This window comes from Microbacterium sp. NPDC089695 (genome assembly GCF_044749085.1).
GTDB lineage: Bacteria > Actinomycetota > Actinomycetes > Actinomycetales > Microbacteriaceae > Microbacterium.
Genome location: NZ_JBIVHG010000001.1, coordinates 1,721,638 through 1,735,592 on the forward strand (window position 1 = coordinate 1,721,638; position 13,955 = coordinate 1,735,592).

Sequence of the window (13,955 nt, forward strand, 5' to 3'; positions counted from 1 at the left end):
GGGGCCGCCGCTCTCGGCGGCGGCCCACCCACTCGATTTCTCAACAGAATTTCCGACACAGGAGAACTAGTGCTCGAGTCCACAACTTTCGACGAGCTTCGCATCGGCCTGGCGACCGCCGACCACATCCGCGCGTGGTCGTACGGCGAGGTCAAGAAGCCCGAAACCATCAACTACCGCACCCTCAAGCCGGAGAAGGACGGTCTTTTCGGAGAGCAGATCTTCGGCCCGTCCCGCGACTGGGAGTGCGCCTGCGGCAAGTACAAGCGCGTCCGCTTCAAGGGCATCGTCTGCGAGCGCTGCGGCGTCGAGGTCACCAAGTCCTCGGTGCGCCGTGAGCGCATGGGTCACATCGAGCTCGCCGCTCCCGTCACCCACATCTGGTACTTCAAGGGCGTGCCCTCGCGTCTCGGCTACCTGCTCGACATGGCTCCGAAGGACCTCGAGAAGGTCATCTACTTCGCGGCCTACATGGTCATCTCGGTCGACGAGGATGCTCGTCACCGCGACCTCGGCACGCAGGAGAACAACATCCGTCTCGAGCTGAAGACGCTCGGCGACCGCCGCGACTCGAAGATCGCGGAGCGCCTGGCCAAGCTGGAGGAGGAGCTCGCGGCACTGGAGGCCGAGGGCGCCAAGGCCGACGCCAAGAAGAAGGTCAAGGACGCCGCCGAGAAGGAGATGTCGCTCATCCGCAAGGGTGCCGACGAGGCGATCGCCAAGCTCGAGCGCGTGTGGGAGGACTTCCGCACGCTCGAGGTCGGCGCACTGCGTCCCGAGGACGACGTCTTCCACGAGCTGCAGGACCGCTTCGGTCAGTACTTCGAGGCCTACATGGGCGCCGAGTCGATCCAGCGTCGCCTGGCGTCGTTCGACCTGGCCGCCGAGGCCGAGAGCCTGCACCTGCAGATCTCGGAGGGCAAGGGCCAGCGCAAGATCCGCGCGATCAAGCGTCTCAAGGTCGTCAACTCGTTCCTGGAGACCGGCATGAGCCCGGCCGCCATGGTCCTCGACGTCGTGCCGGTGATCCCGCCGGAGCTGCGCCCGATGGTGCAGCTCGACGGTGGCCGCTTCGCGACCTCCGACCTCAACGACCTCTACCGTCGTGTGATCAACCGCAACAACCGTCTCCGTCGTCTGATCGATCTCGGCGCTCCCGAGATCATCGTCAACAACGAGAAGCGGATGCTGCAGGAGGCCGTCGACGCCCTGTTCGACAACGGCCGTCGCGGTCGTCCCGTCACGGGTACCGGTAACCGCGCCCTGAAGTCCCTCAGCGACATGCTGAAGGGAAAGCAGGGTCGTTTCCGCCAGAACCTGCTCGGCAAGCGCGTCGACTACTCGGGCCGTTCGGTCATCATCGTCGGCCCGCAGCTGAAGCTGCACCAGTGCGGTCTGCCCAAGCAGATGGCGCTCGAGCTCTTCAAGCCGTTCGTCATCAAGCGCCTGATCGACCTCGGTCACTCGCAGAACATCAAGGCCGCCAAGCGCGCCGTCGAGCGCACGCGTCCCGAGGTCTGGGACGTGCTCGAGGAGATCATCCGCGAGCGTCCCGTGCTGCTGAACCGTGCGCCCACGCTGCACCGTCTCGGCATCCAGGCGTTCGAGCCGCAGCTCGTCGAGGGCAAGGCCATCCAGCTGCACCCGCTCGTCTGCGCGGCGTTCAACGCCGACTTCGACGGTGACCAGATGGCCGTGCACCTGCCGCTGTCGGTCGAGGCTCAGGCCGAGGCCCGCGTGCTGATGCTCGCGTCGAACAACATCCTGAAGCCGTCCGACGGCCGTCCGGTCACCCTGCCCTCGCAGGACATGATCATCGGTCTGCACCACCTGACCACGGTCAAGGAGGGCGCAGCCGGTGAGGGCCGTGCGTTCGGTTCCGTGGGCGAGGCGATCCTGGCGAAGGACGAGGGCACCCTCGACCTGCAGGCCAAGGTCCGCATCCGCATCCCGGGTCTGACGTTCCTCGAGGGCGAAGCCCCCGAGGGCTACGACCGTCACGGTCTCGTCGACGCCTCGCTGGGTCAGGCCATCTTCAACGACGCGCTGCCGAAGGGATACCCCTTCGTCCGCGAGGTCGCCGACAAGGGCAAGCTCTCGCAGATCGTCAACAAGCTGGCCGAGGAGTACCCCAAGGTCGAGACGGCTGCGTCGCTGGACCGCATCAAGGACGCCGGTTTCTACTGGGCCACGCGCTCGGGTGTGACCGTCGCCCTGAGCGACATCCTCACCCCGCCGAACAAGGCGGAGATCGTCGCCGGCTACGAGAAGCAGGCCGCGAAGGTCCAGTCGCAGTACGAGAAGGGCCTCACGACCGACGCCGAGCGTCGTCAGGAGCTCATCAAGATCTGGACCGAGGCGACCGACGAGGTGCAGGCCGCGATGCGTGCGCACTTCCCGCAGGACAACACCATCAACCGCATGGTGTCGTCGGGTGCCCGTGGTAACTGGCTGCAGATCCGCAACATCGCGGGTATGCGAGGCCTGGTGAACAACCCCAAGGGTGAGATCATCCCGCGTCCGATCATCTCCTCGTACCGCGAGGGTCTGTCGGTGGCGGAGTACTTCATCGCCACGCACGGTACCCGTAAGGGTCTCGCCGACACCGCTCTGCGTACCGCCGACTCGGGTTACCTGACCCGTCGTCTGGTGGACGTCTCGCAGGACGTCATCATCCGCGAAGAGGACTGCGGCACGTCGAAGGGCCTCGAGCTCCCGATCGCCGCTCCGAACTCGCAGGGCGAGCTCGTGCGCGACGCGAACGTCGAGAACTCGGTGTTCGCTCGTACGCTGGCGTCCGACGTGGTCGACAGCAAGGGCGAGGTCCTCGCGGCTGCCGGCGACGACGTGGGCGACGTGCTCATCGACAAGCTGGTCGAGGCGGGTGTCGAGACCATCAAGGTGCGCTCGGTCCTGACCTGCGACTCCGCCGTCGGTGTCTGCGCGCAGTGCTACGGCCGTTCGCTCGCGACCGGCAAGACCGTCGACATCGGCGAGGCCGTCGGCATCATCGCGGCCCAGTCGATCGGTGAGCCCGGTACCCAGCTGACGATGCGTACGTTCCACACCGGTGGTTCGGCATCGGCGGATGACATCACGCAGGGTCTGCCCCGTGTGCAGGAGCTCTTCGAGGCCCGTACCCCCAAGGGTGCGTCGCCGATCGCCGAGGCCGACGGCCGCATCACGATCGACGAGACCGACAAGGCCAAGAAGGTCATCCTGACGCCCGACAACGGCGACGAGCCCGTCGTCTACCCGGTGCTGAAGCGTGCGACGCTCCTCGTCGAGGACGGCCAGCACGTCACGGTCGGTCAGCCCCTGCAGGTCGGCACGCTCGACCCCAAGGAGGTCATGCGCGTCATGGGTGCCCGCGAGGTGCAGCGTTACCTCGTCGGCGGCGTCCAGGGCGTCTACCGCTCGCAGGGTGTGCCGATCCACGACAAGCACATCGAGGTCATCGTCCGCCAGATGCTCCGCAAGGTCACCGTCGTCGATCACGCCGACACGACCCTGCTGCCGGGTGAGATGGTCGACCTCAAGCGCTACCAGACGATCAACCGCGAGGCCGTGGCAGAGGGCAAGCGCCCCGCGTCGGGTCGTCCGGAGCTGATGGGTATCACGAAGGCGTCGCTCGCGACGGAGTCGTGGCTGTCGGCCGCATCGTTCCAGGAGACGACCCGCGTGCTCACGCAGGCCGCCATGGAGGGCAAGCGCGACCCGCTGGTCGGTCTCAAGGAGAACGTCATCATCGGAAAGCTCATCCCTGCCGGAACGGGACTCTCGAAGTACCGCGACGTCACGGTGGAGGCGACCGAGGAGGCCAAGAGCGAGCGCTACCCGAACCGGATCTTCGCATCCGACGGGGCGTACGCCGACGGCGACTTCGGTTACGTCGACTTCGACGCGTTCTCGACCGACGACATCACGCCGGGCACGTACAACTGATCACGTGCTGAGTGAGTGAGAAGGCCCCGGGCATCCGCCCGGGGCCTTCTTCGTGTGCTCGGTGCTCGGGACTCGCGGTGTCAGTCGAAGAGATGCGCGACGATGCTGGCCGTATAGCCCGTCGGGGCGAGGTTCGAGTAGCGCGTGTCGATCAGCACGTCGTCGCGCCAGAAGAGGGTGCGTCCGTCGGTGACCGGGTACTGCGGGTTCTGCCAGGTCTTCTCGCAGCGGGTGCCGCCGTCGGGTGTGAAGCACGTGAAACCCTCGTTCGTCACGAGAGCGTTGAGCATGTCGAGGGCGGGGCCACGGTTCATGCGCGCGATCGTCGTCACCAGGTTGGTGGTGTCGGCGCCCGGATCGCCCCAGATGCACGTGAGGGTGCCGTTCTCGCCGACGCCGGACGGGCCGAACGCGGCGTCGTTGAGAGGGATGCCGTCGAGCTGCGCCAGCACGTCGTCGGAGAGGATCGCGCGGCAGTCGGTCGGCAGCGTGACCGCGTCGGTGGCCGTCGGCGACGGCGTGGGGGATGCCGTGTCGTCGGGTGTGGAACTCGTGGTCGGGTCGGGCGCCGAGCTGGGCTTCGCATCGTCCGTCCCTGTCGCGCCGCACCCGACGAGCACTGTGGCCAGCAGGAGGGCCGCGGCGGAGGCGGCGAGTCGACCGTTCATGGCCCCACCGTACCGCCGGGTGGTCGCGGATGCCGTCATTCGCTGCGTGGCATCGCCGCCGACCGGTAATCTCGGCTGAATGAGCACTGATTCTGCCGCGGTCGTCATCGGCGACGCCCTCATCGACGAGATCCATGACGCCGGCGGTGTGCGCGAGCTGGTCGGCGGGGCGGCGCTCAACGTCGCGGTCGGCCTGCGCCGGCTGGGCGTCGAGACCGCACTCATCGCGATGGTGGGCGACGACGAGGCAGGGGATCACATCCGCGAGTACCTCGCAGACCACGGCGTGCGGCTGATCGAGAGCGTGGCGCCGCTCGGGTCGTCGCGCGCGATCGTGCAGCGCGGCTCCGACGGTGAGCCCGTGTACCTCTTCAACGAGGCGGCGCAGCGGCGCAGCATCCGGTACTCCGACGAGGCGCGGGAGGCGATCGCTCAGGCATCCCTCGTCGCGGTCAGCTGCTTCCCGTTCGACGTGCCCGCCGAGGTCGACGCCCTCGCCGACGCCGCCGGGGGAGCGCGCCTCGCGATCGATCCCAACCCGCGGTCGGGCATGCTCAGCGACCGTGACGAGTTCGTGCGCGGCTTCGAGCGTCTGGCGGCCGACACCGCGATCGTGAAGGTCGGCGCCGATGACGCGGCGCTGCTGTACGACGGTGACCTCGACGCGCTGCGCGCGCGACTGCGAGGGCTCGGCGTGCGCGCGGTGCTCGCGACCGCAGGAGCCGAGGGCGCGATCCTCGAGACGGATGCCGTGACCGTGCACGCACCGATCTCGGCGCTCCCCGGCCGCGTGGTCGACACGGTCGGCGCCGGCGACGCGACGCTCGCCGCGGTGGCCGCGGGGCTCGTCGACGGCACTCCGACGGCCGCCGATGACTGGCAGGAGCTGCTCGACCGGGCCATGGATGTCGCGGCCGCGACCGTGCGCGCGGAGGGCGGTCTGCTGCGCACCCCGGAGTCGCTGGGGGAGTCCGAGAAGGGCGTGCGCGGCAGCTGACGTCTCGATTTCTCCGGCCCGCCGCATCCGGGTATGATTGTGACTCGTGCCCCCGGTTGGCTGTCGAAGTCGGACGGGCGCACAACGGCGAGTTACCCAAGCGGCCAAAGGGATCTGACTGTAAATCAGACTGCACTGCATTCGGGGGTTCGAATCCCTCACTCGCCACCAGACCGTAGAGGCCCGGAATCTCGCAGAACTTTGCGAGTCCGGGCCTCTGGCTTTGGTGGAGGACGATCAAGCCATCCCCTCGGGAACCCCTCGGAGCGATGTCGATACCCGTGGGGATACCTGGTTCGCTAGATGTTGTGGTTTACTCGCATTACCGCGCTGCATGACCAAGGAATGAGCCTTGACTGACGCTTCTCCACGTAACGTTTCGCCAACCCCCGCTCCACTCGGGGCGATGGTCGAGACGGAGCAGAAGAACCAACTGAGTTTGGCGTACCTTCAGATGGTCGCGGCGGCTGCCGGTTTCGAAGTTGCGTACTGGCAAGCGGACTACAACGGAGTAGACGCGACGCTTCGTAGCTACGCTTCGTACGACATGCAGGACGGTGCCGAGATGGACCTCCAGCTGAAGTGCACGAGCCACACGGGACATGTGCATCCTGAGTACATTTCGTACTCGCTGGAACGTGCGGTGTACGAGAAGCTGTCAAGCACGCGACGATTCCAGCTCGGTGCCCTAGCAGTTCTTGTCGTCCCCGAGGATGCTTCGACCTGGCTGCATCAGGATGAGGAAAGGTTGTTTGCGCGAGGCTGCATGTACTTCAGCCCCGCCACCGAGTGGGATCCGATCGAGGGCGATGCTCAGACGAAAACCGTTCGCTGCTACCGAGAGAACATTCTCTCCGTGGAAGGCCTAGCCACCTTACTGCACGCGTCAGCCGCCTATCGGTGGACAGTATGAACTCATCTCACGGCATCGATGCACTGAGCGATCTGGAGTCGTCGCTAACGCCAGCTTCTGTTAGGCAGTGGTTGGCGGCGCAGCGTTGGAGTCTAGTCCAGTCTGATGATGGAGTTGCTGAACTTTGGGCGCGACCGGAGTCGGAGGATTTGGGTCCCATACGCAACGTGCTTCTTCCGCTCGCGACCACGTACGTTGACTTTCACAGGCGGTTCCGTTCTGCTCTCGATGACCTGCGCCGCGCGTATCAACTCAGCATTTCCGATCTAGCGCAAGATATCGCATCAGTCAGCACCGATATTTTCTTCGTTCGGCTCGACCAGACAACCATGGACGGCACGATCCCCTTCAAGCAAGCGACTGCCCTCCTCGGTTCGATTCAGAAGATGGTTCGAGCAGCAGCGACCACAGCGGCGAACCCCGAGCATTCACACACGGGACGCCGTCCCGCCGCCGTCAACGAGTTCCTTGAGGATGATCTGCGCTTCGGCCACACGAAGCGCGGCTCCTTCATCATCACTGTGGCTGCTCGTGTCGACGATCCGCAAGCACATGCTGGACCCCAGGCGCTAGACATCGTTACGAGGGAAGCATCTGAGCCGGGCCTCAAGCCTTTCTCTCGTCGAGTGATGGAGACGCTCGCTTCAGGTCTGGCGGCGACGAAGCGTCATCTCGCGGACGGCGAAGACGTCGCTGAATACGAGGACTTCGAGTCCGCTCGCGTGGATGGAATGAGCTACGAACTTGTGCAGTCGCTTCTAGAAGTAAGTGATGTAGACGGGCTGCATTCGGTTGACCTGTCATTCCAGTGGGCCACCGCGGGTCCACCCGCACCTCCGATTACCGACGAAGTGACGATTCGCGCCAGCGAGCTCGACCGTCTACAGGTAGTACGGGATCGATTGAAGAAAGTGGACGTTCCGGAACAACAGACGCTCACCGGTCGAGTCACTGATCTCAGCCGCGAGGAGTTGGGCGGGGGACAAGAGGAACGCTCGATCTTGCTGGAAGCCGAAGTCAACGGCGGTCTGAAGAAGATCAAGGTTCCATTGACTGCGCCCGAGTACGACTGGGCAATCTTCGCACATCAACGGCGGCTTCTCTTGACGGTCTCAGGAACGCCCGTTCGACGTGGTCGTTGGGTCCTCGATGGAGAGGTTTCCGTAGATACTCGCTTTCTCGAGATCGCCAAGCGTGAAGAGGAAGCTTCTGGGCGATCGGTCGATGACCGCGACTAGCTCATCCCGATGCGGGGGAGCGGCTGAATCGGCGTGGCCGCGGCGCTGAGGGCATCGAGTCCGGCCATGTCATGCGTTCCGGCGAAGAGGTGCATGTAGGTGCTGTAGGTCACGTTAATGTTTGAGTGCCCCATCCACTTCGCCACGTCGTGAATGTTGTATCCGGCGGCTGCGCACGCGCTCGCGTAGAAGTGGCGAAAGGCGTACCAGACCACTGGCTCGATGCCGACAGCCTCCATCGCTGGCAGCACGTAGCTGCGGTGCACAGACTCGTGGCGGAAGGGTACGTCGTAGCTCAGCGGCGCGCGGCTACCGGGAGCGCCGCCCTTGCGCCTCCCTGGCCATAGGAGCGCGTCGGGGTCGGCCCGGTGAGGGTGCCGGGCGATGTGCTCGCCGAGCGCCGCGAGAAGGCTGGGCGCGAGCGGCACGTCACGGACGGACTTGGCCGACTTGGGCGTGAGGTACTCCCAACCGACGCCCGGTGTGCGCTGCGCCTGGCGGCGAACTTCAACGTGGCGGCGCAGGAAGTTGATGTCGCGAATGCGCAGAGCCTCCAGCTCGCCGGGTCGCACGCCAGTGTACGCGGCGAAGCGCACGACGAGTCCGTACGGTGCGACGTCGTCCAACCACTCTGCGATCGCTCCCACCTGCCCCGGCGTCAGAAACACCGGTTCCTCGCGGACCACCTGCGGCTTGTCGATGACGGCGCAGGGGTTCGTGGAAATCAGTCGGTGCTTTACGGCGTAGCGGAAGACCTTCGAGAGTGCGATGACGATACCGCGCCGCGTGCTGGCGGACAACGGCTGCTTGCGCTTGCCGATCTTCAACTCCAGGTCGGCCATCCAAGATTCCACGTCCAGCGATGTGATGGTGTTGATCCGCCGGTCGCCGAAGGTCGGATAGATGTGCAGTTTGTACGCGTCCTCGTAGCCTCGCCGCGTCTTCGGCTTTAGGCGAGTGCTCGCGTCCAAACTCGCTCGTGCAACCTCGCGAAAGCGCCTTGCATTCTTGACGAGGGCGTCGGTGCTCTGTCCGTCTGCAAGTTCGTTCTCGATCCGCAGGGCGAAGCGTTCCGCCTCGCGCTTGTTCGGGAAGGTGCGCTGACGGAACTTGCCGTTGGCGTCCTTCCAACGCGCTTCGAAAGCGATGCCGCCTGAACGGGGTACTTCTCGAACGTGTGCCATGTTCATGCTCCTTGGTGAGGGCGATCAGGGGTTGGTGTCGGTGGGGCGGGGTGGTGTGCGGTACTCGCCGGGGAGGGCACGGGCGACGCGCTCCTGAGCGCCGAAGTCGCCGAGGGGCCAGTGCGGGGCGTGGGGAGGTTCCCAGATGTAGCGCCCCCAGACGTGGACCCCGCCGTGAGCGCGCAGCATTCGCGTGACAACTGTCGGGCACTCAGGCTCCAACACGACGACGTCGCCGGGCTGCAGCCGCTGGGCCTCGACCGGCCGAGTGTCCGGCTTGAGGTTGTAGCGCGTGCCGAGCGTCTTCCGTGTGGGAAACGGGCGGTGCACGGGGATCACTCCTCTGGAGCCTCGGGCACGGCGCGGAGGAACGTCTTGCCCAGGGCCAGGTAGCCCGAGCGCCCGATTGCCCGCGCGGGTAGGGTCGCACCGAGCAGGTTACGGACGACGACGCGGACCATCGGCGGCGAGAACGTGGCGACGGAAGGTTGCAGCCGGACGACCTCGACAGGGTGGCTCGGCTCCTTGGTTTGGAGGTTGTGGCGGGCGAAGATCAGGTCGCCGACTTCGAGGTCAGCAACGGCGACGGTCGCGCCGGGTGTGTAGTGCTGGGTCATGTGGTGCTCCTTGTTCAGGCGGCGGGTGCCGCTGTGGTGTCCTTGGTGGTGAGGCGCTTGTGCACCTTCGCGACGGTGTTGACGGTCCAGGCCTCGCCGGTCGCGGTCGTGAGGCCTTCGGCGTTCAACGCATCGGCAGTGCCGGCCAGCGTCAGACCGGAGCGCTTGAGCGCGAGCAACCGGTCACCCGTGGCAGTGGGCAGGGCAGAGAGACGGCCCATGTGCTTGCCCTGTCGAGCCGCCGCCTGCATCGCGGCCGAGGTTCGTTCGCCGATGATGCGGCGTTCCCACTGAGCGACGGACATCATGACGTTGGCGATGAGCTCGCCGGTCGGGGTTGATGTGTCGACGCCCAGGTCGATGGCGACGAGGGACCAGCGGCGTGCTCGGGCAAGCTCCAGCACGCCCGCGAAGTCGGGCACGGAACGGCTCAGGCGGTCGAGCTTGGCGACGACCAGGCCCGCGACATCGCGCTTCTTCGGGTGCAGACGGGCGAGTGCTGACTGAAGCTCCGGCCGGTCCATGTTCTTCGCGGACTTGCCCTCGTCCACGTACCAGGCGATGTCCCAGCCGTGACTGACGGCGTAGCGCTGGATCGTGTCGCGCTGCGCCTTCAGGCCGAGGCCGGACGCAGCCTGCTCCTCGGTGCTCACGCGCAGGTAGCCGATCATGGTCGTCATCGGTCGGTCTCCTCGAAGTCGTCGTTGATCTGGCCGGTGAAGTTCTCGCGGAGCATGGCGTCGAACTGTTCTCGCGCGTCCAGGGGCATGTAGATGAGTTCCGACATCTGCTTGAGCAGTGCATCGAACTCGGGGTTCTGATCGAACATGACCTCTCCTTGGTGTGGCGTCAACCTATGTTGACGAGAGAAGAATGCCTGAAGGGTCCCCTTATGGCAAACGTGGCCGGTCAGAGGGGGTTTCCGGCCTCGTGGCTAGGTGGCCATATGCGTGGTCGGCGGGGTCAGCCCGCACCCGGTGCCTCAGCCGGTGTCGTTTGGCCCAGGAGCGCCATCCTCGTGTGGCGCCGGGGCATCTTCGCGACGAGCCATGACCAGATCGAACAGACGCCGGGCGTATATCTCGGCTTCAAGCCAGAGATCGGGGTCGTCTGCGATGATCAGGAGCCGTTCAATGCTGATGCCGAGCTGCCAGCGACGGCGAACCCGGTCGAGCTTGTCGGCGCTCATCGCCGCTTCCGTCGGTTCGGCTGAGTCATGGTCGCCTCGGCGTTGCGGGGGTGGCGATCTCCGGCCCGGTCAGCGTTGCGCTCGCGCTCGGCGCGCCTCACCCGACGCAGTTCGTTGTCCTCGCGGTCCTGCTGCTCGGCCATCGCTGCGTCGTCGTCGCTCCGACCGCCCGCGCGACGCGACCTCGAATTCGCGGGAGCGCCGCTCAAGACCTCTCGCTCCGCAGCTTCCATACGGGCGCGTTCCACCTGACTCAGGGCACGCTTGGGGTCGCGGCTGCGGGCGCGCTCTACCTGTGCGTCCAGCGCTCGGTCGTGGCGATTGCCCTCGTATGTGGCGTCAGAGTTTCGCGGCATCAGCGGTGCGTCGTCGTCTTCGATCACCACCGCGTCCACGATGTTGGAGTCGTCGTCATCCGCAACATCCACGAGGGCATCCCCAACGAAGTCCAAGAACGACTTCGGCTGCTCTACGCCGATCTGCAAGACGGTCCTCTCGGACACACCCGCACGGTTGAGCAGGTCTTGTGCAATCTGCGTTCGAGTCTTCACATCGATGTCAGGATTCGCCATCATCTCGACCAGCAGATCGGCCGCATACCCGGACGCTTGCTGAATGCGCTCGGCAGCCTTCGCCTTGGCCTGGCGCGTCGCCCCGCCGTGCATCACGCAGACACGTAGACCCTTCATCGCATACCGTCCGCACTGCTGGCCGGTGTGCTTGCTCATCGCCGTGCACTGGCGCTTGGGTGACAGGTACATGTCCTGAATCGAAGTCACCTTCAGGTCTGCATCACCTAGGGGTTCCGAAGCCTTCCGTGCTGCTTGGCTTGAGGCAGGCTTCTTGGAACCTTTGTCCTCGGGCATGTTGTCCTCGTTCTTCTTCCTCATGGTCTGCAACCTTTCTGTTCTGTCTTCTTTTCAGGGATCTCGTGCGAACCGATACCGCGCCCGCCTATAAGAGGCGCGGGCGCGGTCAATCGGTAGCCGAGCCCGGGCGCGGTGTGGGCGCGGTCAGGCGCGGTGGGCGCGCTTCTCACTTCTCGCCCTCTTTCGTCAGCGTGAGAAGTGGGCGGGGCACATAGAAGTGGCACGACTTCTGCCCCTGCTTCTCGACGCGGATGGTGCCGTTCGCGATACCCAATTTGATCGCGGCATCAATCTGCGTGTTGCCGCCGTCGACTTCCTCGCGGATTGTGCGCAGCCCCGCACCGGGGTCCTGGACCAGGTAGTCCTCGACCAAGGGGAGGAGCCGCTCACCTTTGCTCTGGGCGCGGGTGATGGTGCCGGTTGAGAGGCGACTACTGGCAACATCGAACTCAAGCGAGACCTCGTCTGCGCCGACGCCGTTGCGACCCTCCGCGCGGAAGTACCGTCGCCCCGTGTTGTCGCGGGTCAGGAGCCAGCGAGCGTCGGCGTCGTCATCCACCACCGTGGCTCCACGGCCATGCTCAGCGCCGACTTCGTGCTGCATCCGGCCGGTGTGAACGGGCATAAGCGTGCCGAGGATGCCAGCGCGCTCCACAATCTCGTCGATGGTGTCGAGGAACACCCGCACGTCGTCGTTCGCGTTCTCCGAGCCGAAGCCGCGCAGCGCTCGCCCGAAGGGGTCGAGCACCCAGTAGACGATGTCGTGGGCTGTGAGCCAGCGCACGGCCTGCTCTCGGTGGAACTCGTTCGCGAGCGAGAGACCCTCACCGCGGAGGGATTCCAGGAACACCCGCTTCGTACTGCGCAGGCCGAGAGCGCCGTACATATCCAGGGCGTCATCTTCGGTCAGCTCGTAGTCGAAGATGCCGATGTTGCCGGGGAGTTCGAACACCTCGAACCGATCGAGGAACGGCTCGCCGTCCGCGAGCGACCGCACGAGGTTGCCCGCCAGGGTCGTCTTCCCGGCCTTGAACTGGGCGGTCAGAGTCGCCTTGTGGCCCTGCATCTGCAAGCCACGGACGATGGCCGGCTTGACCTCACGCGGTTTCGCGAGCGCCTCGCGCAGCGATACAGAAGCGAACCCGGAGAAGGTGGCCTTGGCGACCTCGGCGGCGAGCAGCGCACGAGCCTCGCGCTGCACGCGCATGCTCTCGGCAGCTTCTGCGATGCGGCTTTCTCTTTCAGTCTCAGCATCAGGCTCCGTGGCAGCAGCCTCTGCGATCTCGGCGCGCAGCATCTCGGGTGTGACGATCTCGAAACCGTCATCGGGGGCATACTTGCCGACGACATCCGCAGCGTCCTTACCCTCGACCGGATAGACAAGCTCGGGTTCGAGTCCCGTTACTCGAACAACGGACTCGTAGACCTCCAGCGCGTGCTTCTGGCCAGGCTTTGAGGCCTTATCGTCGTTGTCCACGACGATGACGAGACTGCCCTTGAAGCCGCGAAGGTGCGCAGAGTGGGCGTCAGTCCACTTCCCAGCTCCACCGCTGTTGCACGTGGCCACGGCCTCGTAGGCGAGTTCCAGCGCCTCGACGTCCTTTTCTCCCTCGACGATCCAAATGTCATCGACTTCGGTACCGTGCGCGACCAGCTCGGCAACCGCTGGCAGTCGGTACGGAATGGGGTCGGCGTCACCAAGTCCCATTACCCACCGCGCACCATCCCAATGCTCCTGGAAGAAGCCCTTGGGATCGGTACGGTTGACCCGATTCTGCCTGCGACCGTCCTCGTCCTCGTAGACGTACCTCGCAACGACCTCGCGCTTCGGGTCAAGTTCACGCTTCGTGAAACCAAGCGCGGCGACGATCTCGGCGAAGGTACAGTTTGCATGGCAGGTCGCGACGACTTTGCCCTTGTCGCCCCACGCCACAGACAGCGAAGCATGGTCGTCGTCGTGGCTCGGGCATCGGGCCTTGTACTGCAGGTCCCCTTGATAGGAGACCTCCTGCAGTTTGTCGAGCCACTTCTGGAGCAGCGGCGGTACTTCGGTGTTCACAGTGATTCCTTCGATGCGGAGCGCTGAGCCTTGATGGACGCTCGGGAGAGGTCGGGTCAGGCGTCGTTCGAATGCGCAGCGATGAATGCCTCAACCTGGGCAGGCGTGTGACGCGCCGCAGCGCCCGTGATGCGGACGCATTTGAGCTTCCCGCTCTGTCGGAGTCGTGCGACCTGACGTTCGCTGATGTGCAGGATGTCCGCGACTTCGGCGGTGTCAAGCAGCCGCGACGAGGCAGGGTGCTCGGGGTTGATGATCGACATTGCAGGTCTCCTT

14 protein-coding genes and 1 tRNA gene are annotated in these 13,955 nt (G+C 65.3%); 5 read left to right on the forward strand and 10 right to left on the reverse strand.

The window, feature by feature from the left end; genetic code table 11:
- Positions 1-69: 69 nt before the first annotated feature.
- Positions 70-3,945 carry a DNA-directed RNA polymerase subunit beta' gene (gene rpoC, locus ACIPYT_RS08350; RefSeq protein WP_401072494.1) on the forward strand — a complete coding sequence of 1,292 codons (3,876 nt, stop codon included), beginning with the start codon at positions 70-72 and terminating at the stop codon, positions 3,943-3,945.
- 80 nt (positions 3,946-4,025) lie between these two features.
- Here the strand turns inward: rpoC and ACIPYT_RS08355 are convergent, their stop codons facing one another.
- Positions 4,026-4,613, reverse strand: a complete 588-nt coding sequence (locus tag ACIPYT_RS08355) for a hypothetical protein (protein WP_401072496.1) — start codon at positions 4,611-4,613, stop codon at positions 4,026-4,028.
- Positions 4,614-4,692: 79 nt separating this feature from the next.
- On the opposite strand from ACIPYT_RS08355, the gene ACIPYT_RS08360 reads away from it, so the two are divergent.
- The 4 genes from ACIPYT_RS08360 to ACIPYT_RS08375 all read left to right on the forward strand — a co-directional run bounded on the left by ACIPYT_RS08360 (position 4,693) and on the right by ACIPYT_RS08375 (position 7,761).
- Positions 4,693-5,610 (forward strand): carbohydrate kinase family protein, encoded by a 918-nt coding sequence (locus tag ACIPYT_RS08360; protein ID WP_401072498.1) that lies wholly within the window; start codon positions 4,693-4,695, stop codon positions 5,608-5,610.
- Between the two features lie 86 nt (positions 5,611-5,696).
- Positions 5,697-5,781, forward strand: a tRNA-Tyr gene (locus tag ACIPYT_RS08365).
- A 235-nt stretch (positions 5,782-6,016) separates the two neighbouring features.
- Positions 6,017-6,523, forward strand: coding sequence for a DUF4365 domain-containing protein (locus ACIPYT_RS08370; RefSeq protein ID WP_401072500.1), 507 nt, complete (start codon positions 6,017-6,019; stop codon positions 6,521-6,523).
- Positions 6,524-6,690: 167 nt separating this feature from the next.
- Positions 6,691-7,761: a hypothetical protein gene (locus ACIPYT_RS08375; RefSeq protein WP_401072502.1), complete on the forward strand. Its 1,071-nt coding sequence runs from the start codon at positions 6,691-6,693 to the stop codon at positions 7,759-7,761.
- On the opposite strand, the gene ACIPYT_RS08380 is transcribed toward ACIPYT_RS08375, so the two are convergent.
- The 9 genes from ACIPYT_RS08380 to ACIPYT_RS08420 all read right to left on the reverse strand — a co-directional run bounded on the left by ACIPYT_RS08380 (position 7,758) and on the right by ACIPYT_RS08420 (position 13,942).
- Entirely contained in the window at positions 7,758-8,951 is a 1,194-nt protein-coding gene (locus ACIPYT_RS08380) for a tyrosine-type recombinase/integrase (RefSeq protein ID WP_401072504.1), read from the reverse strand. The two genes, ACIPYT_RS08375 and ACIPYT_RS08380, sit on opposite strands and share 4 nt — an antisense overlap.
- Positions 8,952-8,969: 18 nt before the next feature.
- On the reverse strand, positions 8,970-9,275 hold the full coding sequence (locus ACIPYT_RS08385) for a hypothetical protein (RefSeq protein WP_401072506.1): 306 nt from the start codon (positions 9,273-9,275) through the stop codon (positions 8,970-8,972).
- 5 nt (positions 9,276-9,280) lie between these two features.
- On the reverse strand, positions 9,281-9,562 hold the full coding sequence (locus ACIPYT_RS08390; RefSeq protein WP_401072508.1) for a hypothetical protein: 282 nt from the start codon (positions 9,560-9,562) through the stop codon (positions 9,281-9,283).
- 14 nt (positions 9,563-9,576) lie between these two features.
- On the reverse strand, positions 9,577-10,242 hold the full coding sequence (locus ACIPYT_RS08395) for a recombinase family protein (protein ID WP_401072510.1): 666 nt from the start codon (positions 10,240-10,242) through the stop codon (positions 9,577-9,579).
- Complete coding sequence (locus ACIPYT_RS08400) at positions 10,239-10,391, reverse strand: hypothetical protein (RefSeq protein WP_401072513.1); 153 nt, start codon at positions 10,389-10,391, stop codon at positions 10,239-10,241. Before ACIPYT_RS08400 ends, ACIPYT_RS08395 begins: the two co-directional genes overlap by 4 nt.
- A gap of 153 nt (positions 10,392-10,544) precedes the next feature.
- On the reverse strand, positions 10,545-10,751 hold the full coding sequence (locus ACIPYT_RS08405) for a hypothetical protein (protein ID WP_401072515.1): 207 nt from the start codon (positions 10,749-10,751) through the stop codon (positions 10,545-10,547).
- On the reverse strand, positions 10,748-11,641 hold the full coding sequence (locus ACIPYT_RS08410; protein ID WP_401072517.1) for a hypothetical protein: 894 nt from the start codon (positions 11,639-11,641) through the stop codon (positions 10,748-10,750). Before ACIPYT_RS08410 ends, ACIPYT_RS08405 begins: the two co-directional genes overlap by 4 nt.
- A gap of 145 nt (positions 11,642-11,786) precedes the next feature.
- Positions 11,787-13,679, reverse strand: a complete 1,893-nt coding sequence (locus tag ACIPYT_RS08415; protein WP_401072519.1) for an AAA family ATPase — start codon at positions 13,677-13,679, stop codon at positions 11,787-11,789.
- Positions 13,680-13,735: 56 nt separating this feature from the next.
- The gene (locus tag ACIPYT_RS08420) at positions 13,736-13,942 is read right to left on the reverse strand and encodes a helix-turn-helix domain-containing protein (protein WP_401072521.1); all 207 of its coding nucleotides are present in this window, start codon (positions 13,940-13,942) and stop codon (positions 13,736-13,738) included.
- Positions 13,943-13,955: the final 13 nt, after the last annotated feature.